The following is a 25,834-nucleotide window of genomic DNA, read 5'->3' on the forward strand; positions in this document are numbered from 1 at the left end:
TCATCTGCCCTATAATTTATTTTGGGTGAGATCATTTTTCAGAAAGCGGGCATAACGTTGTAATTTAATATTTTTTTCGATCATGATTCGAATACGCCCGTCAAATACTAAAACTGCTAATAAAACAATACCTGCCACAAAATTATTCCAATACGCCGGCACCTTTAATAAGACCAGAATCGTATCAATCTCAATAAGAAAATAAGCGCCTAATATTGCACCGATAATATTACCCGAACCGCCCAATAAACTAATGCCGCCTAATACACAAGCTGCAATGGCTTTCATCTCCAGCCCGTTCCCCGTTGAATTGGGGACAAATCCTATTTGTGCGGCAAACACAATGCCGGCTAACGCAGCGGTGATACCATTAATGGCAAAGGCTGATATTCTAATTAAATTAACGTTCACACCAAGCTGTAATGCGCCTTGCAAATTATCGCCGACCGCATAAAAATTTCTGCCTAACCGCACTTTAGTCAACAAAATATAAGCTGCGATAATGAATAGAATTAATAACCAACCGATAGGGGAAATATTGAATAACATCGGTTTCGATAACGATTTTAGTTCTTGTGGCAACCCCTCAATCCATTTACCGCCGGTTAATAACAACATAATACCTTTATATAAACCTAACGTGCCTAATGTAGCGACAATGGCAGGGATCCGTAATATTGTCACCAAAATGCCATTAAATAATCCGGCTAAAAAGCCGCATAGTATTGTGCACATAAAAGCAACGCTCAGTTCATAACCTAAATTAAGCAAACTGCCCATAATCACCGCGCACAATCCCATAATTGAGCCGACCGATACATCAATATTTCGAGTTAAAATAACAAAGGTCGCCCCGATTGACAGCAACATCACGATTTGCGCAGAGGTAAATATCATTGTCACCGTTTGCAAATTAAAACGACTGTCACTCCACATGATTAATAACAGAAATAAAAACAGGATAGCGAATACAATAGTCAACTCACGGTTATTTTGTATAAACTTCCACATAATAAAATCCTTTTATTGATTAAAGTGCGGTCTGGCCACTGAATGCCATGTGCATAATATTATCTGAATTAATATTTTTCCCGGTTAACGCCGATCCAATTTCCCCATCGTGCATCACGAAAACCCGATCCGACATCTGCTCAATTTCCTCTAAATCGGAAGAGATAAATAAAACAGCCACATTTTGCTTGGCTATATTTTTTATTAATTGATAAATATCCGCCCTCGCGCCAATATCAACCCCACGAGTAGGTTCATCAATAATTAATAACGCCGGATCGGCTTCCAGACATTTCGCGATCAGAATTTTTTGCTGATTGCCGCCGGATAATGTTCTGACCAACTGCGAAGGGTGGTTAAATTTAATGCCGATTGCTCTGTGATAACGCTCTAAAATCGCCTCTTCTTTTGCTTGATTAAGCCAAAATCCCATCTGGGTATAAGTCAAACCACAGGTATTCCAAGAAAGTGGTGCATCTAAATACAGTCCCGAAGCCTGTCGATCTTCAGGCAAATAAACAATTCCCTGTTGCAACCGCTGTTTGATGCCAAGCGGATTTATTGTGTGGTTATCAAAAATAATTTCTCCGTTTTTCTCTTTACGCAAACCATATAAAGTCTCTGCCAACTCGGTTCTGCCTGCGCCAACAACCCCTGCCAAACCTAAAATCTCTCCGGGGTAAATTTCAAAACTAATATTTTTAAATCCTTCGCCGGTCAAATTTTTCACTTGTAAAATCGGCACATCGGTAGTTTTGACTCGATTATGTCCCGGTAATTCCAACCAGAGTTTTTGTGCTTCGCTTAAATGGGCTGATTTGGATTTTGGCGTAATCGCTGCAATCACAGCCTCTCGATTCAGCGTGTTTATTGCCCCATTAAGCGCAATATAGCCGTCACGCATCACACTGATCACATCTGAAATTCGCCAAACTTCCGGTAGCTTATGCGAGATAAAGACAATTCCGACACCCTTTGCCAATAGCGAGCGGATCTTTTTAAACAAGCTCTCGGTTTCGACCGGAGTTAAAGACGCTGTGGGCTCGTCTAAAATCAAAATAGAGGCATCGCGCATTAATCCGCGCATAATTTCAACCAGCTGTTGATCCGCCACCTCCAATAATCCAGCCTGCATCTCCAATTTCAGATGTGAATTCAACTCTTGTAGCAACGAATTCACTTTGTTTTCACTCTGCTGATTGGCTTTCAAACCAAATAAAATATTCTCTTTCACGCTGAGATTCGGAAACAGCAGTGGTTCTTGCGGCACCAGATAGATGCCTAACTGATGCGCCTTGCTCGGCGATAACGAACTTTGTAACTGACCGTTAATCTCAATTGCGCCACTGTCTTGCGGCTGAATACCGGCAATGATTTTCATCAAGGTCGATTTTCCCGCCCCGTTTCCCCCCAAAAGCGCATGAACTTGTCCGGAATACAGCTCAAAGTTGATGTCTTTTAAAACTTCAACGCCGGAAAATGATTTACTGACACCTTGTGTTCTCAGTAATAATCTTTTTTCTGAAGATCTGTTTTCCATAACCCCCACCAAATTAATGAACAAATATATTTTTATTTTTCATTTGTTCATTAAGCTATCAGATAAAAATTTAAATAACAGTGATCAATATCACAAAAAATAGATTGATTTAGTGTAAAATAAGCGAAAAATCTGATTTAAGCGTTATCTGTGATCTCAATCACGGTTATGCAATAAAAACAAAATGAACAATTGATAAAAATAAAATCATATGAATAATACATTAAACAAGAATAAGGAAACCTAAGATGAGCCGAGTAAAAGAAGCGGAACATATTCCACACAGCATGACTGAAGAGGAGATGCTGGCCAGAATTGCATGGTTTTACTACCACGATAATCTGACCCAAGGAGAAATAGGCAAACGGCTCGATATTCCTAGATTGAAAGTGTCGCGTTTACTGGAAAAAGGGCGACAGCTTGGCGTGATAAAAGTACAAATTAACTCACGCTTTACAGGCTGTTTGGAATTAGAGGAAGCGCTGCAACAATATTTTCATCTCAAGCATATTCGAGTCTTACCGGCATTGGAACAGCACGAAATTAATACCCGGTTAGGGATCGGCGCTTCGCAGATGTTGATGTCGCTGATGAAGCCGAATCAGCTGATGGCAATCGGTTTTGGTGAAACAATTATGCAGACAATCAAATACTGCAACGAATTTATCACCAGTAATCAGTTGAAATTAATTACGCTTTCCGGCGGTGTTGGTCCATATATGAAAGGCATCGGAGAATTGGACGGGTCTTGCAGTATCAGCATCATTCCGGCGCCATTAAGAGCTTCCTCAGTTGAAGCCGCAAAACTATTTAAACGAGAAGCCTGTGTCCGCGATATTATGCTTGCCGCCGGTGCCGCCGATGTGGCGATTGTCGGGATAGGCTCTACCCAACAAAAAGGGCAAGCCACCTTGATTCGTTCTGGTTATATCAATGAAGAAGGGCAACAAGAATTACGTTCCAAAGGCGCTATTGGTGATATTCTCGGCTATTTTATGCAGCATGACGGTACATTACAGCCCGATATCCCATTGCACGATGAACTGATCAGCCTACCGTTAGAAAAATTAGTCAAAATACCGACCGTTATCGGAATTGCCGGCGGCGAGAACAAAGTCGATGCGATTTTAAGCGCTTTAAACGGAAAATATATCAATTCCCTCGTGACCGAGGAGAAGACAGCAAAAATGATTTTGGCACAAATTGTATAGTGGCATTAAAAACTGTAGGCGTTTAAGTTTAAGATCAAGCAACCAATTTGAGTTAACACGGTATTATTTTAAAATCAAACGCCTATACATTTATTTCATTCACTTGGAGGAAATCAAATGGATAGCAACTCAAATCATTATCTCATGGCTTTAGATGCCGGAACCGGAAGTGTAAGAGCGGTTATTTTTGATTTACAAGGCAACCAAATCAGCTCGGCACAAAAAGAGTGGACACATTTAGCCGATCCACAAATTCCAGGATCAATGAATTTTGATTTACAGCCTAATTGGGAACTTGCCAGTGAATGTATTAAACAGTCAATCCAACGCGCCAACATAGACGCTGCACAAATTGTAGCGGTTTCAACCTGCTCAATGCGTGAGGGGATCGTGCTTTATGACCAACAACAGCGTGCTATCTGGGCATGCGGCAATGTTGATGCCAGAGCAGTCGAAGAAGTTAAAGCATTAAAAATGTTAAATGACCGCACTTTTGAGAAAAAAGTGTATGATATCTCAGGACAAACCTTAGCATTAAGTGCGATTCCCCGTTTATTGTGGCTGTCGAAACATCAGCCCGAACTTTATGCCCAAGTTCATGCCATCAGCATGATTAGCGACTGGCTGGCATTTATGTTGAGCGGTGAACTGGTGGTAGAGCCGTCAAACGCTGGAACCACTGGTCTGCTAAATCTGAAAACCCGAAATTGGCAACCGGATTTGTTAGAGGCGGTCGGCTTAAACTCAGATATTTTGCCAGCAGTGAAAGAAACCGGAAGCTTATTAGGTAAAGTGCGGTCAGAGATTGCAGCAGCAACCGGGCTTAACACCGAAACATGTGTGGTTGTTGGCGGTGGTGATGTGCAACTGGGTTGCGTCGGACTCGGCATCACCGAAGCTTCGCAAGCAGCGATTATCGGCGGCACTTTCTGGCAGCAGGTGGTCAATTTGCCTGAAGCAAAAACCGATCCTGAGATGAATATCCGTGTTAATCCGCATGTTATTCCGCCACTGGTGCAAGCCGAATCGATCAGCTTTTTCACCGGGTTAACCATGCGCTGGTTCCGAGATGCTTTTTGTGAAGCGGAAAAGCACCTTGCCGAACAACTGGGCATTGATACCTACACATTATTAGAACAAATGGCAGCTCGGGTACCGGTCGGTTCCAATGACATTGTGCCGGTGTTCTCCGATGCAATGCATTTTAAATCTTGGTATCACGCTTCGCCTTCCTTTATTAATCTCTCTTTGGACTCCGCCAAATGCAATAAAGCAGCACTGTTCCGCGCGTTGGAGGAAAATGCCGCGATTGTTTCATCCTGTAATTTAGATCAAGTGCAAAAATTTTCAGGGGTTAAACTGAGTTCTGTCGTTTTTGCCGGCGGTGGTGCTAAAGGCCAGCTTTGGAGCCAAATTTTAGCCGATGTCACCGGATTAACGGTTAATATTCCTGTTGTGAAAGAGGCAACCGCACTTGGCTGTGCCATCGCTGCCGGTGTCGGCGTGGGAGCCTACCCTTCCCTCCGCGCAGCCGGTAAAAAATTGGTCAAATTCGAACGGCAGCATCAGCCCGACCAACAAAACCACGCCATTTATCAAGCCCATAAAAAGAAGTGGATAGAAATTTACCATCAACAGCTGCTGTTAGTCGATTCCGACCTCACCACCTCGCTTTGGAAAGCGCCTGGATTATAGGGGCTGTCATTGGTGGTCTGTCATTGACGGTCTGATATTTTTCTATTTATAGCCTAACAATCTAATTTAGAACACGAGATTGTTTTACATTATCTCAGCCGTTATATACACTTAGCTCATAATCCCCAAAACCATGACCTAAGGAAAAACCATGTGCCAACTCCTCGGTATGAACTGCAACACCCCGACCGATATTGTGTTTTCGTTTGAGGGTTTCCGTTGTCGTGGCGGGTTAACCGATTCGCATGCGGACGGATTTGGGATCGGTTTTTTTGAGAACAAGGGTGTGCGTTTGTTTCACGACGACAAAGCCAGTGCCACCTCACCGGTGGCGGATTTGGTGCGTAACTATCCGATTCAGTCGAAAAATGTGATTGCGCATATCCGCAAGGCGACGCAGGGGCCGATTTTGTTGGCGAATACCCATCCGTTTATGCGTGAGATGTGGGGACAATATTGGCTGTTTGCTCACAATGGCAATTTGAAAGGCTTTCAACCAAATGAGGGGCAATATTACCGCCCGGTCGGCACGACCGATTCGGAAGCAGCGTTTTGCTATTTGCTGGAAACCTTACGCCAGAAATTTGATTACTCGCCAAGTGTCGAGCAAATTTTTAGCGAAGTGGACAATATCGCACAGCAATTACGCCAATGCGGTTTGCTGAATTTTCTGCTCTCCAACGGTGAATGGTTGATCACCCACACCGGCTCGTTGTTACATTATATCGTGCGTAAAGCACCGTTTGGCGAGGCAAAATTGGTTGATGATGACGTGCAAATTGATTTTGCTTCGGTCACCACGCCGAATGATCGGGTGGCGGTGATCGCCACGTTGCCGTTAACCGATAATGAAAATTGGCAACAATTGGCAGTCAATGAATTGGCGCTGTTTCAAAACGGCGAAATTTTACTGCGCCACACGCCGCCCAATCCGTATTACCCGACCGAAGCGAAAGGGTTGAAAATGGCGCTTCAGGCTGTATAACCGCACTTTATGTCAATTTTACCCAACGAGCAGCAACAACTGCGCCACCTCAATCTGCAAATCAGCCGCCGCTTACGTGCCTGTTTGGCTCTCGCCGAACAGCATTTCAACCGCACTTTTGCCATGCCGGAATTTAATTTTAACCTGCGTGGTGTGAAAGCCGGCGTTGCTTATCTGCAACAAAATGAAATCCGCCTGAACCGCACTTTGCTGTTGGAAAACAGCGAGGAATTTTTGCGCCAAGTCGTACCACACGAACTGGCGCATTTAATTGTGTACCAAGTCTTCGGGCGGGTGCAACCACACGGCAAAGAGTGGCAGTTTGTGATGCAACATCTGTTTAAACTGCCCGCCGACACCTGCCACCAATTTGATGTGCAACGTGTGCAAGGCAAAACCGTTGCTTACCGCTGCGACTGCCAAACCCACCAGCTCAGCGTGCGCCGCCACAATAATATCCTACGCAATAAAGTGCGTTATCATTGTCGGGTGTGTAAAGGTGTTTTACTGGAAGAAGATGCGAAGAAACTGGTGCGGTGATAGTTTGCTTCTCCCTTGATGGGAGAGGGAATCCTAACGACTACGCTCCAGCGTTTTCACCAACTCAATTGCCAACGCATGACTTCCTTCTCCCTTGATGGGAGAAGGTGCCCGAAGGGCGGATGAGGGTGATATATCGGATCACAGCACTACATCCTGCCCCCTCATCCTGATTTTTGCTTCTGAACGAAGCCAAAATCTGTCCTTCTCCCACAAGGAGAGAAGGAATTATTGCGGCACAACCTTACTCACTTCCGCTTCGCCCTCGGGTGGGCGGAGTCGTACACGTCGGCAAGGTGTTTGAAATCCAGATGGGTGTAGATTTGGGTGGTGGAGAGGTTGGCGTGTCCTAACAACTCCTGCACCGCACGCAGGTCGGAGCTGGATTCCAGCATATGGGTGGCAAACGAGTGGCGCAGCTTGTGCGGGTTTAAATGGGTTGGCAAGCCCTGCCGTTGCCCCCACACTTCCAAGCGTTTTTGGATCCCACGGTGGCCGATTCGTTTGCCTCGCTGGCTAACAAACAAGGCATCGTCTTCCGGATTAAACAACACCCGCACCGCCAGCCATTTTTGCAGCGCTTGTGCGGCATAGCGTCCGTAAGGCAAGATCCGCTCTTTGTTGCCTTTGCCGATCACGCGCAATTCTCTGCTGCGGCTTTGTAAATCACGGACATTCAGCTGTCGCAGCTCGTTTAAGCGCAAACCGGCACTATACATCAGCTCCATCATCGCCAAATCACGTATATCAATCGGCTCCTTACTCGAACTATCCAATAGTAATCCAAGCTGTTCGGCTTCAATATTTTTCGGTAAACGTTTAGCTGCTTTCGGTGCAGAAACTGCACTTGCCGGATTCACCTCGATTTCACCTTGTGACAGCAGATAGTTCAAGAAGCCGCGCAAGCTGGAAAGACGCAGCGCCAAGGTTTTTGCAGATAAGTGCTGTTTTTTACTGACGGCTAGAATAAAGCGAACCACACTGGCATCAACTTGTTGCCAGTTTTCAATCTGCTGTGATTGCAAAATGCTGATACATACTATTAATTGACGTTCATAGTTGGCAATTGTTAAATCGCTTAACTGACGCTCAATACGCAGGTAATTCAAATAATTCTGCACTGGTTGTAAAAATGCACTTGTACCCATGTTAAATTTTCTCAATCAACCAATGATCTAAATGTTGTTCGACCATTTCCGCTAACTGTTGCAAAAAAGTAGTCTCTTGATGACGGTGAAAATGGCGTTCGTCTTTTGCCGCAAACAACAGCACCGCCGTGTAAGGGTGGCGCGATTTACGTTTGCCTAACAAACACACCGCCACCGATCCGACAGGAAAATCCTCCGGCAATAACAACAACGTTTTTTCACGGTGCGTCAAGGTGCCTAAATAGTGGCGCTGCAAACCGAAACGTTCCAAACGGATAATTTCAAATGCAGTGCGATCCAACCAATTGTGCGCTGCGATTTCCTCGCTTTCCACCCAACTGTCTCGAAACAGCAACAGCGTGCCTTTTTGCAAGCCAAGTGCGGTTGTCCAGTCTTGCAAGATCGTTAACCCGTCAGGTAAGCGTTTAGCTTGTGAAAATCGGGTTTGTAGCGGTAACAAGCTGAAAAACATTCGCTCATTGTGTTCTGCCATTTTATGAATCGTATCCAGCTCCTGCTGTTGCCGCTGCAATTGATCACGTTGGCGTTGCAGCTTGGCTTCGACCAGCGACAAAACCCCTTTCTGTCGGTGTGTCACTTGCAATTGGTCTAACAATTGCGGGTGGTCCTGAAAAAAATCCGGATGCTGACGCAGATAATCCGCTACCGCACTTGCGTTCAATTCTTCGCTCATCACAACCCCTTACAATCGAATATAACCGTCAAACAGATGCGTCGCATCACCGGTCATAAACAACGGTTTGCCCTCGCCTTGCCATTCGATCAACAATTTTCCGCCGGGCAACTCGACTTCGACCCGATGATCCAACACACCCTGCATGATGCCGACTGCCGCCGCGGCACAAGCGCCGCTGCCACAAGCTTGGGTTTCGCCCGCACCGCGTTCAAACACTCGCAGTTTAATCTGCTCGCGGTTTAAAACCTGCATAAAACCGATATTGGCACGCTCCGGAAAACGTTCGTGGCGTTCCAACAGTGATCCTAAACGTTTGACCGGCGCTGTCACCACATCATCAACCGTCAGCACACAATGCGGATTGCCCATCGACACCACACCGCACAGCACGGTTTCCAAATCGGTACGCAAAATATAATTTTTTTCAAATTTATTGGCGCTGAACGGCACTTTACTCGGCTCCCAAATCGGCTCGCCCATATTGACTCGGATTTGATCGTCATCTTTAATGCTCAGCACCATTTTACCTTTTTGGGTACTAACGCTGATCTCTTTCTTATTGGTCAAGCCTTTCAACTGCACAAAACGCGCAAAACAGCGCGCACCGTTGCCGCATTGCGCCACTTCGCTGCCGTCGGCATTAAAAATGCGGTAATGGAAATCCATATCCGGATCATAAGGCGGTTCAACCAACAACAATTGATCAAAACCCACACCTCGATGACGATCCGCCAAGCGACGAATCGTGCCTTCTGGGAAAAAAACATTCTGTGTGATGCCGTCCACCACCATAAAATCGTTTCCCAGACCGTGCATTTTTGAAAATTGCATATCATGTCCTTTATTTTTAATCATATTCACATTATAAACCAAGCTAGGGGAATGTCTAAATGATTCATCAGCACCGTTTGCCAAATGCCTTTTGCCAAATAGTTTGTTATGATAGGATTCCAACAATTTTTATTTTGAGCGGACGAGTTATGGAAAATATCAAAAAAACACAGGCGATGCATGCGGCTGGATTGGGTTGTGCTATCAGCATTGCCATTATTGCCTATTTTTTGTTCACCCCACCCACAGAACAATTGATGGATTATCTGACCGCACTTGGGCACTGGTTTGGCGCCAGCACCACTGTCGGCATTTTTGTGCTGGCATGTTTACCGGTTTTAGTCAGCGTCTTGTTCTACTGGATTTACTACTGGCTAAAAAATTGATTTAGAACGAATCACAGATTATGGCAAAACTCTATTTTTACTACTCATCAATGAACGCCGGCAAATCAACCACCTTGCTACAGTCCTCTTATAACTATCGCGAGCGGCACATGAACACCTTGGTTTACACTGCCGCAATCGACAATCGCTTCGGCACAGCCAAAGTCACCTCACGCATCGGCATCAGCCAAGAAGCATTGGTGTTCACCAATGAAACGGATTTATACCAACAAATCAAAGCGCAAATTCGTCAACAACCGCTGCACTGTATTTTGGTCGATGAAGCCCAGTTTTTAACCAAAACACAGGTATATCAACTGAGTGATGTGGTCGACAAACTGCACATTCCGGTATTGTGCTATGGTTTACGCACCGATTTTCAGGGAGAATTGTTCAAAGGCAGCCAATATTTATTAGCCTGGGCAGATCAACTGGAAGAGCTGAAAACTATTTGTTACTGTGGTCGCAAAGCTAACTTTGTACTGCGTTTGAACGAAAAAGGCGAAGTAGTCAAAGCCGGCGAGCAGATTCAAATCGGCGGAAATGACAGCTATTTGTCTGTTTGCCGCCGGCATTATAAAGAGCGGTTGGGATGCTAGTGTAGCGATCTACTATTTCAATAATATTTTCAATTCAGAATATATATCATCAATAATTTGCTTATCAAATATTATTTGAAACTGCTTTGTAATTGAAAAAATACCTTTCACCATACTAATTTTTTCAATAGCTATTTTATCTATCTTAGTCTCATCATCTAAAACAACTCTAATACGTGTAGCACAATGCGTTAATGCACTAATATTACTTTTCCCCCCTAATTCGTTAATCAATTGTCTAGCAATTATGCTAAACTCATTTTCATCCGAAATGCTCCTCATTTCTTCAGCAGAAACTACGTCCAAAGTGTTTATAATGAGTTGATAGAAGTTTTCCGCATCCCAGGCACTTCGTCCCACAAATAAGCCGTCAATATGAGGTTGTAAAATTAACTCATTTGAGTTTTCCAGATTAACACTGCCTCCATATAAAACCGGAATTTTTTTACTTTCTTCTCCGAACAGTTCAAGCAAACATTGCTTAATCACTGTATGTTTTTCATCGGCATAATCTGCTGTAGCCGGAATGCCACCGGTGCCAATCGCCCAAACCGGTTCGTAAGCAATCCATAAAGATGGTAGTTGCTCCACTGAAACACCCTGTAATCCAATTTTTAGCTGGGTTCTTAACACTTCATCAGAAATATTGTAATTTTTCTGTTCAAGTGTTTCACCGATACATAGCAACGTAGTAAAGCCATGTTTTAATGCCGATAATACCTTTTCATTTTCTTCTTGATCAGTTTCTTTCATCACATGGCGACGTTCGGAATGCCCAATCATCACCAGCTGTACACCTAATTCGTTTAACATTAACGGAGAAATTTCCCCGGTAAATTGTCCATTATCATTAGGGTTCATATTTTGAGCACCGATTTTAATCGGTAGGCGACCTGTTTTTTCCTGCGCGCAAGAAACGGCATCTTTTAATGTGGTATAAGACGGAATAACGAATAATGTAATTTCATATTCTGGTTGAAGATTATTGGCAAAATCAGACAGTTCAGAGAGATACTGAACAACTGCTTGATTGCCTTTGTACATTTTTAAATTTGTTCCGAAATAAATTTTTTTTGTGGACATGATATTTTTCCTTAATGCGATTTATTTTTAATGAACACTCGGCAAGGTGCACCGTCTGTATTCTCAATAGCAATCGGGATCATTAATGCATCAATTTCTGAGTAGGTGATCTTATCTGTATTGCACAGATATTCTACCAAGGTAACACCTTTCATTAATAAATGATGGTGGGTAACATGTTTGCTGAGTGGTTTTTCCATTGTGTCGGTTAGCCAGCCACGAATCGGATAATCTTGCGGAAAGTCAAAGGCAATAATTTCAATCTCTTTACTTGCAAGATATGCTGCGCCGTCATCGGTGATATATGGGGCATTTCCCCAAAATTGTTTGGAGTTATAGCTGTAATGCGTATCCCAGCAAGTTTTAAAAATAAACTTCTGATATTTTTGCGTAGTTGGCCAAATTTTTGCTAAAACTTCAGCAGTAATGGCAAAATTATCGGTGATACACTCTGCCAAATCTAAAACGTGGAATTCTCCGATAAATACTTCAGGAGCAATATCTAATATGTTATAGGCTCCTTTTTTAATATGGCTCAGTGCATCCATATGGGTAAACGCATGGCAAGATACCCGCAATTGTGTTGCTTCAAATAAATCGCCTTGTTCAAAATTTCCCTTTTTTTCTACCGCACTTTTCCAACGTACGTGGTTGGTTGAAATAGGCATTGATAAATCTATCCATTTATTCATAATTCGATTCTCCTATTGGAAGAGTAAATTCGGTAAGAATGTACTAAATTCAGGTACAATAATTAAGAGTACTAGCAATGCGAATAGTGAAAATAGATAGGGTATACTGCTTCTCAACACTTTTATCGGTTCACATTCCGCTATATTGGCTGATAAGAATATGAGATAACCTACCGGCGGAGTAACCAACCCAATCATTAAATTAAGAATAATAACCAAACCGAAGTGAATAGGATCAATGCCAAATTGATTTACAATCGGCATAAATACCGGCACTAAAATAGTTAATGCAGCAGTCGGATCCATAACCATGCCGATAAATAACACGATGATATTAATGAGAATGAGTGCTTCTAACGGACTCTCACAAACAGACGATACCCAAGCCGCAACTTGATGACTAATTTGAAGGCGTGCGATCATCCAAGCAAAAATAGATGATGCCCCCACAATCAACATGACAGTGATAGTGCCTTTTAATGAGGAAATTAGGGCTTTTTTCAAACGCTCAAAGCTCAATTCTTTATATACAAAAGTACCTACTAAGTACGCATAAACAACGGAGACAGCCCCGGCTTCTGTAGCGGTAAACACACCGGAGATAATACCGTATAAAATAATAATCGGGCATAGCAATGCCCAAATAGCATCTTTGGCACTATTTTTTACTTCTTTTAGACTAAATTCGGTAGATTTATTACCATATTTATAAATTTTACTGAGTACAAATGTGATTAAAATTAACACTAAAGCAATCATGATTCCAGGAATAATGCCGGACATAAACATTTTACCGACCGAAACTCCGGCACCGGCTAATGCGGCAAAAACAATCATCGGTACACTTGGCGGGATAATCGGACCAATAATAGATGCGGACTGGGTTAATGCTGCTGCAAAAGGAGCCGGGTAGCCATTTTTTTTCATTTCAGGGATTAGTGAGCTACCAATAGCCGCAGTTGAAGCGACAGCAGAACCACTAATAGAACCAAAAAATAAACTCGATAAGATATTAATGTATGCTAATGAGCCTTTCCAGCGTCCAATTAAGGAAGTAACAAAACGAATAATGCGAGAAGTAATACCGCCTACACTCATTAATTCTCCGGCTAAAAAGAAAAAGGCGAGTGCTTGCAATGCATTGGTATCTAATCCTTGCATCACTTGTTGTGCTACGATTGTAAAAGGAATATAAGGTAAAAATACAAATAACGTTACAATAGAAGCAAAAATAATACTATAAAATAACGGTAAACCGAATACAGTTAGGATGAACATAACCCCAAGTAATACAATAAATGACATTATAATTCCCTCACTTTTTTAATTTTAGCTAATGATACAAATGCGATAATGATTCTTATCATTTCAAGGGAAAGGCAAATGATAAACGGCACATATACCCATGAAATAGAAATTTTGAATGCAGAATAATAGCTGTTTACATTCATTTCGTATAATTTCAAACCACCTTTTACTAAAATAAATAAGCAGATTAACATCACAATATATAACATTGATGAAAGTATCCAGCCATATTTGAGCCGCTCAAAAATCATAATACGAAGTAATGGTACTTGTATTTGAGTGGTTGTTAAAATACCGAATAAAATCATCCATGTATAACAAAATCGTAGAAATTCCTCAGCCCAAGGAAACGAGATATTCACCACATATCGAGTAATCACTTGGACGAAAGTCATTACAACAATAACAAGAAAAAAGAGACATCCTAATGATAGAAACGTCCTATTCACAAATTTCTCATATTGCTCAATCATAGCGTTAGCCTCCTTTTTCTTTATTTAATCAACTATAGTTGTAAATACTTATTTGGTATCAGTAACTTGTTGAATAATACTGTCACCGAATTTTTTAGCATAATCATCCCAAGCTTTTTTAGCACCGACTTGGAATGTATTTACATCCGGATTAGCTTCTACTTCCATGCCTTGTTCTTTGAGTTTCTCAAGATAGATTTTATTTTCTTCAATATTTAATTGTTTCTCTAATTCAGCCCCTTCTCTTGCTGCTTGTAATAAAATTTCTTGATCTTCTTTATCCATGTAATTAAAACGTTCTAAATTCATTGCCATGGGTGCTGCGGTATAGGCGTGATGGGTTAAAGAAAGGTATTTTTGTACTTCTTGTAAATTATTATTATAAATGTGATGTACTGGATTTTCTTGACCGTCGATCACACCTGTTTTGAGTGAAAAATATACTTCATTAAATGGCATTGGAGTTGGGTTTGCTCCCCATTCTTTAAATGCAGCAATATGTGCCGGGTTAGGTGTTGTTCTTAATTTTAAACCGGATAAATCACTCACTGTGGTGATTTGCTTTTTACTGTTGGTGATATCACGGAAGCCGATTTCATAGAACGCTAAACCTTTTAATCCTGATTTTTCCAAAGATTTTAGAAGATTATTACCAATTTCTCCTGCTAAGACTTTTTCAACGTGAGCTTCATCTCTAAATAAGAAAGGTAAATCAAGTAAATTAAGCTCTTCATTGAATGTGGTATAATATGGGTTCCCTACAACAACAATGTCGATAGTTCCCATCCGAGTACCATCAATTTGTGTACCTGACGGACCTAATTCACTATTAGGATGTAATTTAATAGTAATACGACCGTTAGAAAGTTCATTAGCTCTTTTCGCCATTAATTCAGTTGCTTTAGTAATGGTATCACTTGGTGAACCGTAATGACTTAATGCTAAAATATGTTCTCCGGCTGCTAAGGTATGGCTGGAAATAGAGGCAAAGAATACCGCGGCTGAAATAAGATTAAGTTTTTTCATAATAACCTCTTAGTGTTGTTGTGGATAAAACAAATTTATAATGTGCTTAATCACAATGTTTTATGATATTTCGCATCAATTTCATTAATTTTCTCAACTTTGGGGGCTGAACCTCCACCGGCAAAGTCACATTCTAGCCATACTTTTAGTATTGATTTAGCGAGTTCTACGCCAATAACTCGCTCCCCAAAACAGATAATCTGAGCATTATTGCTTTTGCGTGCTCGTTCTGCCGAAAATATGTCGTGACATACAGCAGCTCTCACCCCCGGAATTTTATTTGCTGTAATAGACATACCGATTCCGGTACCGCAAGTTAAAATAGCACGTTCATATTTTCCTTCTGAGACTGCTAATGCCACTGCTTCTGCAACGTCGGGATAAAGAACAATATCTCCTGCATCCGCACCAAAATCTTCATATTCTATACCTAACGAATCCAGATATTTTATAAGCTCTACCTTTAAGTTATATGCTGCTTCATCACAGCCAATAGCTATTTTCATATTTCCTCCTTAAGTAACTCAATTAATTAGATCTTTGCTAAATTTAAAATTGTATTAACATTTCCTGCACTAGTCGCAATGATGTCAATAATCCCTGTTCGTAAAGCTCCTAATATTGCCATAGCTTTGGTATTTTCTGAGGCAATCCCGATAACACAAGGAATGGCTTGTAAATCTTCCAAGCTTAATCCAATAACTCGATTATTCATTACTGTATCAACAGGCTCTCCTTGAAGATTAAAAAAACCATAACCAGCAATATCGCCAATTACACCTAAGTTTATTCTTGCTTCAGTCACTTCTTGTGGACTAAACCAACCGAGCTGCACCATATAGCTATTTTCATTCATATCCCCAATACCCACTAAAGCAATATCAGCTTTGCGAGCACGATCTAATGTTTCTTTAATTACGCCATTTTTCATAAAAACATCGCGAAACTCTTTATCTTCTAAATAAGCCGGTGCATATAAAGTTTCATTTATGCCACTAAATTTACGGGAAAGATTCCTACAAATATGATCCGCATCCACCGGATCACCATTACGTTGCACACCTCCGATACCACAAATAAATTTACAATGACGATTCGGATAAATACCAATATGCTCACCCACTGCAGCAACATTTCGCCCTTGCCCAACGGCAACGGTCATGCCATCTTTTAAGGTATTCGATAAATAAGAGCTGACTAATGTGGCAACCTGCTTTCTTTGCTCATTTTCATTATGTTCATCAATAGCAATCAAGGCTCTTTGAATACCGAATTTATCGATTAATCTTTTTTCCAGCTGTGATGTAAATATTGGATGGTATTTTACATTTATTTCTACCACGCCTTCTTGCCTTGCTTTTTTTAATAAACGTCCAACTTTAATTCTTGAAATATTAAATTTATGCGCTATTTCCTCTTGAGTTAAATCGTGTTCATAATATGCAATTGCAATTTCAGTCAATAAATCTACTTCTTTGTAATCCATCTTATTTACCTATATTAAGTCAAATGTTTTCAATATATTCTCTTGATTTTATCAACGTTTCTTCAATGAGGTTAATATCTACCTTATTTTCTTTTCTTCTAGGGGTTGAATCTAAATCTCGATACATTCTCAATGGAATCTCTAAACTACAAGGTATATTTTTTTGTTTTAAAATTTGAATGATATATTGATAATTAATCACGCCATCACCAATAGGTGTAAATACAAATTTATCTTCTAAAATTACGACATCTTTAATATGAAAATATTGGCTATATGCTAGAGAATTCACTGACTGCGAATTTAAATTTAATTCTTTATTATAAGTGAACATATTACCCGGATCGAAATTAAGTGCATAAATATCTTTTCCTAGAATATCTAATAACGTGACCCCATCTTCTAAGGTAATAAAGGCATCAAAATTATAATCCCCACCATTTTCTAAACATAATACACAACCGGTTTCTTCTAGCAGTGGGCGTAAAAACTTTAAGTTTTCAAGCATTTTTTGCTTATTTTCTAATTTAGTTGTACAGACATTAATATATTTAGCACCAATTAATTGAGCGAAATGTAATCTTGAAGAGAAAATATCAAATAACCCATCAGTAGATAAATCCATTGTGCAACCTAATGCAAGAGTTGATAATGCATATTTATGTTTCAAATTATTAACCATGTTTGCATTTTCAACACTAAATAAGTTTTGATTTAAATTCCCTACATACCCTTGGTTATATGCTAATTCAAAATGATCAAAACCGCATTTTTTGATTGATGCTAGGGTAGTTTCTAAATCATATCCATCATAGATAGATGTATTTACTGATAATGTAAGTTTATTATCCATTTTCTTCCCCAATATTTATTAGCCTTATATATTAATTTTGTAGTATTTTTTTGCATTAGCAAAAAATAATTTATGTTGTTCTACATAGCTGTAGTCTTTTACCGCCTCTTTAAAGCCGGTAAAAATAGTTTCTAAGTTACCGCATAAACTATCTACAGGGAAATTACTAGCAAACATGGTTCGCTCAGTTCCAAAGATTTGTACTGTTTCTTGCACAATCCAGCGATTGTCATTAATATCCCATTTCTTATCGGGCAAACCAATTCCTGAGATTTTAACAACAATGTTAGGAATATCAGATAACGACGCCATTGCTTTGTGCCATGCAGCCAAGCCTTCTGGAGAACGATCGGAGGGTAATCCCGTATGGTTCAAAATAATCAAGGTATTAGGGAAATCTAATGCCAATTGTTTTGCTTCATGTAAATTCCACCACGGGGTTTGTAAATCAAAATTTAAGCCAAGTTTGGCTAATAATTCATAGCCTTGCCGCCATTTATCATCACTCATCAATGTTCTTATACCAGCTTGTGCTTCCGCAGGCGATAGTGCTCCAGCAGGTTTATGACGAACACTTCTTACTAACGGATATTGAGATTGCTCTTTTAATACCGCTTCCACATCATCAGCATGCAACCAAGCTTGAGCAACCACTGCATTCGGCATACCATATTTTTCAGCCACCGTATGAATGTATTTGGTTTCTCCTATCGGATCTTTAGGATCCCATTCGGCATCAATATACACTGTAGCAACCACGTTATGCTTTGGTGTTGCATCTTTTAAATAATCCGGTGGTAGATATTCGCATTTAATTGAGGAATAATCACCATATCTAAATGGGATCAATATATCCGGAGCTAACCAAGGATGTGGGTTAATCTGTGGTTGCCAAAAATGTTGATGAGCATCAATCATAGGTCCGTCATATAATTTAGTTTGCATAATACGTCTCCTATCTATTTTGTTTGCTTAATTGAATACTTAACGTGCCGAGTATATAAACAACTGAACAACCCGCAAAAAAGAATAATACGTTATTGTAGTCATTAGATTTCTGTAAAATAAATCCAACTAAAATTGGTACGACAATTCCACCGATACTTCCTGCCATATTCATAATTCCACCCACAAGACCGGCTTTATTTTTCGGCGCCAACAATGCAGGGAAACTCCAGTATAAACTCCCCCACATTAAGAAAAATGCAGCAACCGATAAGGTTGTAATGGCGGTAATCGGATTACTCATATTTGGTAGAAGAGAAAAAGCGATTAAGGTACTAATACCTGATATGCTGAGCACACCTTTAATGGCAATACGTTGAGCAATGCCGCGCTTTACTAAAGAATCAGAGAAGAAGCCACCGCAAAGTGAACCTAATGAACCGCATAGGAAAATAATGAAAGTAGCATTACCCACACCTTTAATATCAAAACCTCGAGCTTGAGCCAAATAGCTCGGTCCCCAAGTCAGTAATCCGAAGAACATCATAGCCCAAGCGGCACGACCGAATAAAATAGAAGCAAGAGATAACATCGGTATACCGATACCTGTAGAAATTTGTTCAGAATCCACCGCACTTTGAGTAGCGTTTTCTTGTCCTGAGGTAATAAGTTTTAATTCTTGTTCATTAACTTTTGTATGTTCTTGTGGGGTATCGCGTAAATATTTCCACGTTACAATCCCAAGTAACATGGTGATAACACCAATGATTCCGAATACCGTTCTCCAAGAACCGATTACAGCAATCATATAGGCAATAATAATACCACCCAAAGCCGCTCCTAAAGGTCCGCCACAATCCATAATCACCGCACCGCGTCCACGTTCTTTAGAAGATAGCCAAGTCGCATTGAGTTTGCCGCCAGCGGGAAATAGTGGTGCCTCACCGGCACCCAGCATAAAACGGGATAATAATAGAGAAATACCACCTGTAGAAAATGCAGCTAATGTTTGAAATATGCCCCACAATACCGTTGAGCCGGTAATCATTTTACGTGGACCATATTTATCAATTAACCATCCGCCGGGGATTTGTAACAATGCATAAGCCCAAAAAAAACTGCTTAAAATCACGCCTTGCATTGTTGGGGATAAATCAAATTCTTTTGCGATAGTCGGCATTGCAATTGAAAGTGAAATTCGGTCAATTAAATTTACAACGACCAATAAAAAGATAATGCAAAATACAAACCAACGAATATTTGAGGCTTTATTTTGTACCATAGCTATTCTCCTATCATATATAAAGGCGTCAAGCTACGCCCTTATCTTTTTATAAGATGATGTAATTATTTATTCACAAATTCAGACATATATTTCAAGATAAAAGACATCGAAACAGCACCAGGATCAATATATCCGAGTGAGCGTTCACCTAAACTTTTAGCCCGCCCGAAAACTGCAACTTGATTGCTAGTATTCCCCGCTCCTTTTTCAGCAGCTTGTACAACCTTAATTAAGGCTTCTTTTAAACTTTTACTTTTAACTAAATCAGCTTGTTTTTCAGCAGCGACAAGTGCATCCATCATGGTTTTATCACCCGGTTTTGCTCCGCCTCGATCAAAAACAGCTTTTGAACCGGCAGTTAAAAATTGAGCTAATGCTGTTGCATCAAAATTTTCTTTGCCTGCAATAGCTTTGCCACCGGCTCGGAATAATGTACCGAAAATCGCACCGGACGCACCGCCCATGCTAGACATCATTTTTGTGCCTGAGGTTAAAAATAATTCGCCTACATCTTTAGGTTGAAAAGTTTCGGTTTTTAATAAGTCTCGCACTGCAGCAAAACCACGTTGCATGCCTAATCCATGATCACCATCACCAATTTTTAGATCCAGTTCAGTTAGAATCGGCTCACTACTCACCATGTTTTCTGCAACATAAAGTAATAATGCTCTGGTTTCTGTTAAATTCATACTCATACTATTTTCTCCAAGCAAAGCTGTCACAAGGCATATCATAAAGTTTTTGCAATTCATCATCTAAACAGAAGATGGTGACGGAAAATCCTGCCATTTCTTGCGATGTGCAATAATTACCAATTAACGTATCGTAAATTTCGATGCCTCTTGCAGTAAGTTCTTGGTGAACTTTACGGTTAGCAATGAGTAATTCCGTGTAAGTAGAAGCGCCTAAATTATTAATGGTAACACAAACACGATCACCGCTTTTTAATTCAATGTCTTCACATAAACGTGCAACAATCTCTCCATTGATTTCATCTGCTGAAGTCATTTTTTGACGTCGCACACCGGGTTCACCGTGAATCCCCATACCTAATTCCAACTCATCATCGGCAAGTTCAAAATTAAATTTACCTGTTTGCGGAATGGAACAAGCCCCAAGAGCAACTCCCATTGTGCGAGTATTAAAGTTGGCTTTTGAGGTCACTTCATGCAATTTTTCTAAATCATATCCTTGAGCTACCGCAGCACCGGCAATTTTCAATACATACATATCACCGGCAACACCTCGACGATCACTCATTTTTGAGAGTGGTGCCGCTGAAATATCATCGGTGACACGTACGGTTTTAACCTGGATACCTTCTTCTTCTAGTAATTCTGTTGCGATATCAAAATTCATATTATCGCCAGCATAATTACCATAAACGAATAAAACGCCTTTTCCTTTTTGCGCAGCTTTAGTTGTTTCAATGATAATATCCGGTGATGGAGAAGCAAAGATTTCGCCAAGAGCAGCAGCATCAGCCAAGCCTTTACCCACATAGCCTGCAAACATAGGTTCATGACCACTACCACCGCCGGTAACAACAATAACTTGATCATTGGTGATATCGTGACGATATACGCCACTATAGTTATCAACTTTAATTAATTTACCGCCACAGGCATAAAGTAAACCTTCCAGCTGTTCCACAGGAACATTATTCGGATCATTTAATAATTTTTTAGGATTTCTGCTCATACCATCAATTTCCTTATTTAGATTTTAAAACACCGGTTCCCATACGTACGGCAATGTTGAAAGCCGCTTCAAATGCCGTAGGAATAGCAATATTTTTCCCGTATAAATCAAATGCAGTACCGTGATTTGCGGTTGTAATTGGAATTGGAATACCGCCTTGCACTGTAACACCACGTTCGAAGCCAAGTAATTTCAAAGCAGTAGAAAATTGGTCATGATACATAGACACAACACCATCAATTTTTAAACGTTCAACTTCATGCATTGTGGTATCTCCTGGGAATGGACCATATACATCAATACCAAATTCCCTTGCTTTTTCGATACCTGGAGTAATAATTTTAATTTCTTCATCACCAAATACGCCGCCTTCACCACCGTGTGGATTAAGCGCTTGTACTGCAATTTTAGGATTTTCAATTCCTGCTTGAACTAATGCTTTGTGCAATAAGCGGACACAATCTACAACGCTTTGGATAGAAAGATTCGGTACAATATCTTTAAACGGAATATGTGAAGTAACACGTCCTGCCCAAATATCATCTACTACATTTAATTCACAAACAAAATCATCAAAATTTGTTTGATCTGCAAACCAATGTAACTCATCCCTATATTGTAAACCGCCTTTATGCATTGCCTGTTTATTCAGCGGAGCAAAGCAAATCGAATGGACATAACCGGCTTGAGCAAAATCAACAGCTTTTTTTAAGGTTTCTAAAATATATACGCCACTTTGTTCTGTCGCTTTTCCATATTCAAAAGGGAGTGGATGAGAACATTTATGTGTGATTAATGCTGGAATACTAGGCTTAAAAGTATAATTAGAGAGTTTATCTTCCGTAATTTCATCATATTCAAATTGAACTTGAGCAATATCCATGCCTTTATGTAGTTCATCTTTATCTGCGATGATAAGTATATTTGCTTTATTTCTATATTCATGCTGGTTTAATAATTTTGCAACTAGCTCTGGACCTACTCCCGCAGGATCACCTAAAACTAAAGCTAATGTTGGTTTAATCATGATAATCTCCTAATATTTAGTACAATCGATATGTTATTACCCCAAGCTGATCAAAAGAACACTTTGATAACTTTTGATACATGTATTTAAGCAGATACTCCTCATTAAAAATGTGAACTGGATCACAAATTATATAAAAATTTATATTTATAATTTTTTTTGTGAGCTAAATCATATTCTACAGGCTACAAAATGTGAGACTTACGGAAAAACGTGATCACAATCATATATTCAAAATTTACACAATTGATCATATGAAATTTTTTTGTTATCGTAATTTTGCTGAATGTTTTTCAATCTTTAAATGAGGGTTTATTAAGTATTTCTATCCTCTCAGATGTAATATTTATATACTAATGGGGAGTTTAATATGAAATTATTTATTTTTAAAAAATCAATCCTTACAGCATCACTAACATTATTTTTAATAAATAATACTCTAGCAAAAGAATTAATTGTATCAACCACAGCTAGCATTGGATCTATTCAGTATAAAACAACACGGCATTTTGTTGATACTACAAACGATAAATTGTCAAAAATAAAATCAGATTATCAGCTAAAATTTTTTGGCTCAGGTCAGTTAGGTAATGATAAAGACACACAACAGAAATTAAAGTTGGGTACTATTGATATCGCATTACTTTCCTCAACCTTAGCGACAAATATTCCACAAATGGCTATTTTTGAACTACCATTTTTAATTACTAATAGAGAAAATTTACATCAACTAGAGTCTGAAGTTTTCTATCCTCTTATTGCTCCTGAAATTGAGAAGAAAGGCTATAAAGTTATTGGTCTTTGGGAAAATGGCTTTAGGAATATAACCAACAATACTAAGCCAATAAATAAGCCTGAAGATCTTAAAGGCTTAAAAATACGAACACCAAGTAGCTCTTGGAGATTAAATATTTTTAAAACATGGGGGGCTAATCCAACCCCACTTCCATTTGGTGATGTATTTATTGGTTTGCGAACCGGAGTTATTGATGGTCAAGAAAACCCTTTGACTAATATATATTCAGCAAAATTACAAGAAGTTCAAAAATTTTTAAGTATAACTAACCACGTTTACTCTCCTGCATATCTAACTGTTGGATTAAAATCCTATAACAAATTACCAGAAGAAATAAGAAATATTATTGAAGAGAGTGCAAAATTATCACAATCATGGAGCTACAAAGAAGCAGAAAGATTAGACTCTGAGTTAGAGTTAAAACTACTAGAAAGTGGAATGATCGTGAATAGAGTTGAAACTAAATATTTTATAGAGGCAAGTAGACCAATTTATGATGAATTTAAGTCAAAAGTAAAAAATGGAAAGGAAATATTAGAAAGGGCACAAGATATAATGAAAAAAACAAATTAAGGATAATATTATGGAAAAGTTATTTTTCATGACAAAAAAAATATTAACCATACTTTCAGTTACTATTTTAAGTATGTTATCAATAATTATAATCATCTCTATTTTTACTAGATTTATAGGTAAATCACTATACTGGTATGATGAGGTTTCATCCATTCTATTAGCATGGCTAACATTCTATGGGGCTGCACTATGTGCTTTAAATCGTAGCCATATGGGTTTTGGAAATTTAGTTGCCTCAATGCCATTAATTTTAAAAAAAATAGTATTTTTTATTAATGAAATTATAGTAATTAGTTTCTTTATAATTTTGGCCTGGGCTGGATTCCATGTTTTATCTATTTTTGGTGATGAGACATTAACTAGTCTTAATTTTATTTCATTATCCGTTGCGCAATCAGCCCTTCCAATAGGATGTATTCTATTTATTCTAGCAGAAGTTCTATCGATACCAAAAGCATTTAGCTTTCTTATAATTGGAAAAACTCAAGATGAGGATGAAATAGAGAAAGCTTTATACGAAGCCAATAATAGCTCTGATATACAAATGGCCAAGGAGAAATTAGAATGATTGCACTTTTAGTTCTGGCTGGTTTGGTTCTGCTTGTAATGATTAATGTTCCGATTGCCGTTGCAATTGGCATTGTATCACTTATAGGAATGCTAATAACCAATAGTTTTGATTCTGTTTATAATGTCGCATTATCTATTTTTGATGGTGCTTCAAACTTTTCATTACTAGCTATTCCATTATTTATTTTAGCAGGAGCTCTAATGAATACTGGGGGAATTTCAGTAAGATTAATTAACTTTGTTAATTCTCTAATTGGATTTATAAGAGGAGGATTAGCTATGGTTAACGTTGGTGTATCCATGATTTTTGCTGAAATATCAGGTTCATCAGTTGCAGATGTCGCAGCTCTAGGATCTATTTTAATTCCAGCAATGAAAAAAAGAGGATACTCGGGTAGTTTTTCAGCCGCAGTCACCTCATCTTCTGCTTCATTAGCTGTCATTATTCCCCCTTCATTACCGATGATAATTTATGGAGCAATGGCTGATGTATCTATATCTAAATTATTTATTGCTGGTTTAGCTTCTGGAGGAATAGCATCATTAGGAATGTTTGCTGTTTGTTATTATTATGCTGTAAAATATAATTTACCTAGAGAAGAGAATTTTAGCTTAAAAAAATTATGTAATGCATTTAAAGATGCATTTTGGGCTCTCACATTACCAGCAATTATTTTAGGAGGAATTATTTCAGGGTTTACGACAGCAACAGAAGCTGCTGGGCTTGCTGTATTACTAGCACTTATCATCGGATTATTTATTTATAAAGAATTGACTATTTCTTCCATTTATAAGGCCTTAGCTGAAAGCGTCAATGGGACGTCTATTGTCATGTTATTAGTGGCAACTTCTGCTGTATTGGGGCTATTCTTAACCGAACAGCAAGTTCCACAACAGATGGCCTCAGCCATTTTAGATATTTCTAATAATAAGTATATTGTATTAATGATGCTTAATATTATGTTATTTATTATTGGTATGTTTTTACATGGTGCTGCAGCGATTATTCTCGTAGTTCCGATAGTAATGCCTTTGATTTCTCAGCTAGGAATAGATCCTGTCCACTTTGGTATTATATTAACTCTAAATATTGCAGTGGGGCAGCAAACTCCTCCGGTAGCAAGTGTATTAATTACAGCCTCTTCAATTGCCAAAAAAGATATCTGGAGTGTAACAAAAAATAATGTATGGTTTATTACAGTATTATTGTTAACCTTACTTATGGTGACTTATATACCAGCTATAAGTATAGGAGTTGTAAACTTATTCTATTAACTACATCAGTAATCTATACCGCACTTTAAATTGATAAAGTGCGGTGTTTTTTATAATTCCCTAAATTGTGGCATAGTAGCAGCTGTATTAGATTG

Annotated in this window: 27 protein-coding genes; 9 read left to right on the top strand and 18 right to left on the bottom strand. The window is 39.3% G+C overall.

The features are described 5' to 3' along the window. Positions 1-9 precede the first annotated feature (9 nt). Together lsrC and lsrA are read right to left on the bottom strand one after the other, a co-directional pair. Positions 10-1,011, bottom strand: coding sequence for an autoinducer 2 ABC transporter permease LsrC (gene lsrC / locus EDC16_RS00885; protein WP_132964447.1), 1,002 nt, complete (start codon positions 1,009-1,011; stop codon positions 10-12). Between the two features lie 19 nt (positions 1,012-1,030). After that, positions 1,031-2,551 (bottom strand): autoinducer 2 ABC transporter ATP-binding protein LsrA, encoded by a 1,521-nt coding sequence (gene lsrA / locus EDC16_RS00890; RefSeq protein WP_132964449.1) that lies wholly within the window; start codon positions 2,549-2,551, stop codon positions 1,031-1,033. A gap of 248 nt (positions 2,552-2,799) precedes the next feature. Between lsrA and lsrR the strand changes: the two genes are divergently transcribed. The 4 genes from lsrR (at position 2,800) to EDC16_RS00910 (ending at position 6,982) form a co-directional block, all read left to right on the top strand. Then, positions 2,800-3,762, top strand: coding sequence for a transcriptional regulator LsrR (lsrR, locus tag EDC16_RS00895; RefSeq protein ID WP_132964451.1), 963 nt, complete (start codon positions 2,800-2,802; stop codon positions 3,760-3,762). 117 nt (positions 3,763-3,879) lie between these two features. Then, the gene (lsrK, locus tag EDC16_RS00900) at positions 3,880-5,457 is read left to right on the top strand and encodes an autoinducer-2 kinase (RefSeq protein ID WP_255296785.1); all 1,578 of its coding nucleotides are present in this window, start codon (positions 3,880-3,882) and stop codon (positions 5,455-5,457) included. 151 nt (positions 5,458-5,608) lie between these two features. Then, positions 5,609-6,442, top strand: coding sequence for a class II glutamine amidotransferase (locus EDC16_RS00905; protein WP_132964453.1), 834 nt, complete (start codon positions 5,609-5,611; stop codon positions 6,440-6,442). Positions 6,443-6,451: 9 nt separating this feature from the next. Next, positions 6,452-6,982, top strand: coding sequence for a SprT family zinc-dependent metalloprotease (locus EDC16_RS00910; protein ID WP_132964455.1), 531 nt, complete (start codon positions 6,452-6,454; stop codon positions 6,980-6,982). 248 nt (positions 6,983-7,230) lie between these two features. Here the strand turns inward: EDC16_RS00910 and xerC are convergent, their stop codons facing one another. The 3 genes from xerC to dapF are packed head-to-tail and all read right to left on the bottom strand — an operon-like array spanning position 7,231 to position 9,658. Beyond that, positions 7,231-8,130 carry a tyrosine recombinase XerC gene (xerC, locus tag EDC16_RS00915; protein WP_132964457.1) on the bottom strand — a complete coding sequence of 300 codons (900 nt, stop codon included), beginning with the start codon at positions 8,128-8,130 and terminating at the stop codon, positions 7,231-7,233. Position 8,131: 1 nt separating this feature from the next. After that, positions 8,132-8,824, bottom strand: a complete 693-nt coding sequence (locus EDC16_RS00920; RefSeq protein WP_132964459.1) for a DUF484 family protein — start codon at positions 8,822-8,824, stop codon at positions 8,132-8,134. A gap of 9 nt (positions 8,825-8,833) precedes the next feature. Beyond that, entirely contained in the window at positions 8,834-9,658 is an 825-nt protein-coding gene (gene dapF / locus EDC16_RS00925) for a diaminopimelate epimerase (RefSeq protein ID WP_132964461.1), read from the bottom strand. Between the two features lie 149 nt (positions 9,659-9,807). On the opposite strand from dapF, the gene EDC16_RS00930 reads away from it, so the two are divergent. Together EDC16_RS00930 and EDC16_RS00935 are read left to right on the top strand one after the other, a co-directional pair. Beyond that, the gene (locus tag EDC16_RS00930) at positions 9,808-10,044 is read left to right on the top strand and encodes a hypothetical protein (RefSeq protein ID WP_132964463.1); all 237 of its coding nucleotides are present in this window, start codon (positions 9,808-9,810) and stop codon (positions 10,042-10,044) included. A gap of 20 nt (positions 10,045-10,064) precedes the next feature. Further along, positions 10,065-10,643, top strand: coding sequence for a thymidine kinase (locus EDC16_RS00935; RefSeq protein ID WP_132964465.1), 579 nt, complete (start codon positions 10,065-10,067; stop codon positions 10,641-10,643). 12 nt (positions 10,644-10,655) lie between these two features. Here the strand turns inward: EDC16_RS00935 and tpiA are convergent, their stop codons facing one another. From tpiA to EDC16_RS01000, 13 genes are all read right to left on the bottom strand, one after another. Then, positions 10,656-11,726, bottom strand: coding sequence for a triose-phosphate isomerase (tpiA, locus tag EDC16_RS00940; RefSeq protein WP_132964467.1), 1,071 nt, complete (start codon positions 11,724-11,726; stop codon positions 10,656-10,658). A gap of 11 nt (positions 11,727-11,737) precedes the next feature. Further along, a complete protein-coding gene (locus EDC16_RS00945; protein ID WP_132964469.1) occupies positions 11,738-12,418 on the bottom strand; it encodes a cyclase family protein in 681 nt (226 codons plus the stop codon). Between the two features lie 12 nt (positions 12,419-12,430). Beyond that, positions 12,431-13,723, bottom strand: coding sequence for a TRAP transporter large permease (locus EDC16_RS00950; RefSeq protein WP_132964471.1), 1,293 nt, complete (start codon positions 13,721-13,723; stop codon positions 12,431-12,433). After that, positions 13,723-14,199: a TRAP transporter small permease gene (locus EDC16_RS00955; RefSeq protein ID WP_132964473.1), complete on the bottom strand. Its 477-nt coding sequence runs from the start codon at positions 14,197-14,199 to the stop codon at positions 13,723-13,725. Before EDC16_RS00955 ends, EDC16_RS00950 begins: the two co-directional genes overlap by 1 nt. 48 nt (positions 14,200-14,247) lie before the next feature. Continuing rightward, positions 14,248-15,225, bottom strand: a complete 978-nt coding sequence (locus EDC16_RS00960; protein ID WP_132964475.1) for a TRAP transporter substrate-binding protein — start codon at positions 15,223-15,225, stop codon at positions 14,248-14,250. A 50-nt stretch (positions 15,226-15,275) separates the two neighbouring features. Next, positions 15,276-15,731, bottom strand: coding sequence for a ribose 5-phosphate isomerase B (rpiB, locus tag EDC16_RS00965; protein WP_132964477.1), 456 nt, complete (start codon positions 15,729-15,731; stop codon positions 15,276-15,278). 26 nt (positions 15,732-15,757) lie between these two features. After that, positions 15,758-16,711: a sugar-binding transcriptional regulator gene (locus EDC16_RS00970; protein WP_132964479.1), complete on the bottom strand. Its 954-nt coding sequence runs from the start codon at positions 16,709-16,711 to the stop codon at positions 15,758-15,760. A gap of 19 nt (positions 16,712-16,730) precedes the next feature. After that, positions 16,731-17,564, bottom strand: a complete 834-nt coding sequence (locus EDC16_RS00975) for a sugar phosphate isomerase/epimerase family protein (RefSeq protein WP_132964481.1) — start codon at positions 17,562-17,564, stop codon at positions 16,731-16,733. A 24-nt stretch (positions 17,565-17,588) separates the two neighbouring features. Further along, positions 17,589-18,509: an amidohydrolase family protein gene (locus tag EDC16_RS00980; RefSeq protein WP_132964483.1), complete on the bottom strand. Its 921-nt coding sequence runs from the start codon at positions 18,507-18,509 to the stop codon at positions 17,589-17,591. 10 nt (positions 18,510-18,519) lie between these two features. Then, positions 18,520-19,791, bottom strand: coding sequence for an MFS transporter (locus tag EDC16_RS00985; protein WP_132964485.1), 1,272 nt, complete (start codon positions 19,789-19,791; stop codon positions 18,520-18,522). Between the two features lie 65 nt (positions 19,792-19,856). Then, positions 19,857-20,489 carry a dihydroxyacetone kinase subunit DhaL gene (gene dhaL, locus EDC16_RS00990; RefSeq protein ID WP_232517212.1) on the bottom strand — a complete coding sequence of 211 codons (633 nt, stop codon included), beginning with the start codon at positions 20,487-20,489 and terminating at the stop codon, positions 19,857-19,859. Position 20,490: 1 nt separating this feature from the next. Beyond that, positions 20,491-21,495, bottom strand: coding sequence for a dihydroxyacetone kinase subunit DhaK (locus EDC16_RS00995; RefSeq protein WP_132964487.1), 1,005 nt, complete (start codon positions 21,493-21,495; stop codon positions 20,491-20,493). A gap of 13 nt (positions 21,496-21,508) precedes the next feature. Then, positions 21,509-22,522, bottom strand: a complete 1,014-nt coding sequence (locus tag EDC16_RS01000) for a 4-hydroxythreonine-4-phosphate dehydrogenase PdxA (protein ID WP_132964489.1) — start codon at positions 22,520-22,522, stop codon at positions 21,509-21,511. Between the two features lie 370 nt (positions 22,523-22,892). Here EDC16_RS01000 and EDC16_RS01005 point away from each other — a divergent pair, with 370 nt between their 5' ends. Genes EDC16_RS01005 through EDC16_RS01015 form a run of 3 tightly spaced genes read left to right on the top strand, consistent with a single transcriptional unit; the run spans position 22,893 to position 25,739 of the window. Further along, positions 22,893-23,891, top strand: a complete 999-nt coding sequence (locus EDC16_RS01005; protein ID WP_132964491.1) for a TRAP transporter substrate-binding protein — start codon at positions 22,893-22,895, stop codon at positions 23,889-23,891. Positions 23,892-23,901: 10 nt separating this feature from the next. Further along, on the top strand, positions 23,902-24,462 hold the full coding sequence (locus EDC16_RS01010; protein ID WP_132964494.1) for a TRAP transporter small permease: 561 nt from the start codon (positions 23,902-23,904) through the stop codon (positions 24,460-24,462). Continuing rightward, the gene (locus EDC16_RS01015) at positions 24,459-25,739 is read left to right on the top strand and encodes a TRAP transporter large permease (RefSeq protein ID WP_132964496.1); all 1,281 of its coding nucleotides are present in this window, start codon (positions 24,459-24,461) and stop codon (positions 25,737-25,739) included. Before EDC16_RS01010 ends, EDC16_RS01015 begins: the two co-directional genes overlap by 4 nt. Positions 25,740-25,834: the final 95 nt, after the last annotated feature.

This window comes from Testudinibacter aquarius (assembly GCF_004342725.1).
In the GTDB taxonomy this organism is placed as follows: domain Bacteria; phylum Pseudomonadota; class Gammaproteobacteria; order Enterobacterales; family Pasteurellaceae; genus Chelonobacter; species Chelonobacter aquarius.

Bases quoted from the DNA above. Each gene is read 5' to 3' on its own strand.
- EDC16_RS00995 (WP_132964487.1), bottom strand. From the start codon at position 21,495: ATGAGCAGAAATCCTAAAAAATTATTAAATGATCCGAATAATGTTCCT.
- EDC16_RS00960 (WP_132964475.1), bottom strand. From the start codon at position 15,225: ATGAAAAAACTTAATCTTATTTCAGCCGCGGTATTCTTTGCCTCTATT.
- EDC16_RS00985 (WP_132964485.1), bottom strand. From the start codon at position 19,791: ATGGTACAAAATAAAGCCTCAAATATTCGTTGGTTTGTATTTTGCATT.
- rpiB (WP_132964477.1), bottom strand. From the start codon at position 15,731: ATGAAAATAGCTATTGGCTGTGATGAAGCAGCATATAACTTAAAGGTA.
- EDC16_RS01010 (WP_132964494.1), top strand. From the start codon at position 23,902: ATGGAAAAGTTATTTTTCATGACAAAAAAAATATTAACCATACTTTCA.
- EDC16_RS01000 (WP_132964489.1), bottom strand. From the start codon at position 22,522: ATGATTAAACCAACATTAGCTTTAGTTTTAGGTGATCCTGCGGGAGTA.
- lsrA (WP_132964449.1), bottom strand. From the start codon at position 2,551: ATGGAAAACAGATCTTCAGAAAAAAGATTATTACTGAGAACACAAGGT.
- tpiA (WP_132964467.1), bottom strand. From the start codon at position 11,726: ATGTCCACAAAAAAAATTTATTTCGGAACAAATTTAAAAATGTACAAA.
- lsrR (WP_132964451.1), top strand. From the start codon at position 2,800: ATGAGCCGAGTAAAAGAAGCGGAACATATTCCACACAGCATGACTGAA.
- EDC16_RS00935 (WP_132964465.1), top strand. From the start codon at position 10,065: ATGGCAAAACTCTATTTTTACTACTCATCAATGAACGCCGGCAAATCA.
- lsrK (WP_255296785.1), top strand. From the start codon at position 3,880: ATGGATAGCAACTCAAATCATTATCTCATGGCTTTAGATGCCGGAACC.
- EDC16_RS00910 (WP_132964455.1), top strand. From the start codon at position 6,452: ATGTCAATTTTACCCAACGAGCAGCAACAACTGCGCCACCTCAATCTG.
- EDC16_RS00920 (WP_132964459.1), bottom strand. From the start codon at position 8,824: ATGAGCGAAGAATTGAACGCAAGTGCGGTAGCGGATTATCTGCGTCAG.
- dhaL (WP_232517212.1), bottom strand. From the start codon at position 20,489: ATGAGTATGAATTTAACAGAAACCAGAGCATTATTACTTTATGTTGCA.
- xerC (WP_132964457.1), bottom strand. From the start codon at position 8,130: ATGGGTACAAGTGCATTTTTACAACCAGTGCAGAATTATTTGAATTAC.
- EDC16_RS00975 (WP_132964481.1), bottom strand. From the start codon at position 17,564: ATGGATAATAAACTTACATTATCAGTAAATACATCTATCTATGATGGA.
- EDC16_RS01005 (WP_132964491.1), top strand. From the start codon at position 22,893: ATGAAATTATTTATTTTTAAAAAATCAATCCTTACAGCATCACTAACA.
- dapF (WP_132964461.1), bottom strand. From the start codon at position 9,658: ATGCAATTTTCAAAAATGCACGGTCTGGGAAACGATTTTATGGTGGTG.
- lsrC (WP_132964447.1), bottom strand. From the start codon at position 1,011: ATGTGGAAGTTTATACAAAATAACCGTGAGTTGACTATTGTATTCGCT.
- EDC16_RS00955 (WP_132964473.1), bottom strand. From the start codon at position 14,199: ATGATTGAGCAATATGAGAAATTTGTGAATAGGACGTTTCTATCATTA.
- EDC16_RS00950 (WP_132964471.1), bottom strand. From the start codon at position 13,723: ATGTCATTTATTGTATTACTTGGGGTTATGTTCATCCTAACTGTATTC.
- EDC16_RS01015 (WP_132964496.1), top strand. From the start codon at position 24,459: ATGATTGCACTTTTAGTTCTGGCTGGTTTGGTTCTGCTTGTAATGATT.
- EDC16_RS00905 (WP_132964453.1), top strand. From the start codon at position 5,609: ATGTGCCAACTCCTCGGTATGAACTGCAACACCCCGACCGATATTGTG.
- EDC16_RS00970 (WP_132964479.1), bottom strand. From the start codon at position 16,711: ATGGATTACAAAGAAGTAGATTTATTGACTGAAATTGCAATTGCATAT.
- EDC16_RS00930 (WP_132964463.1), top strand. From the start codon at position 9,808: ATGGAAAATATCAAAAAAACACAGGCGATGCATGCGGCTGGATTGGGT.
- EDC16_RS00945 (WP_132964469.1), bottom strand. From the start codon at position 12,418: ATGAATAAATGGATAGATTTATCAATGCCTATTTCAACCAACCACGTA.
- EDC16_RS00980 (WP_132964483.1), bottom strand. From the start codon at position 18,509: ATGCAAACTAAATTATATGACGGACCTATGATTGATGCTCATCAACAT.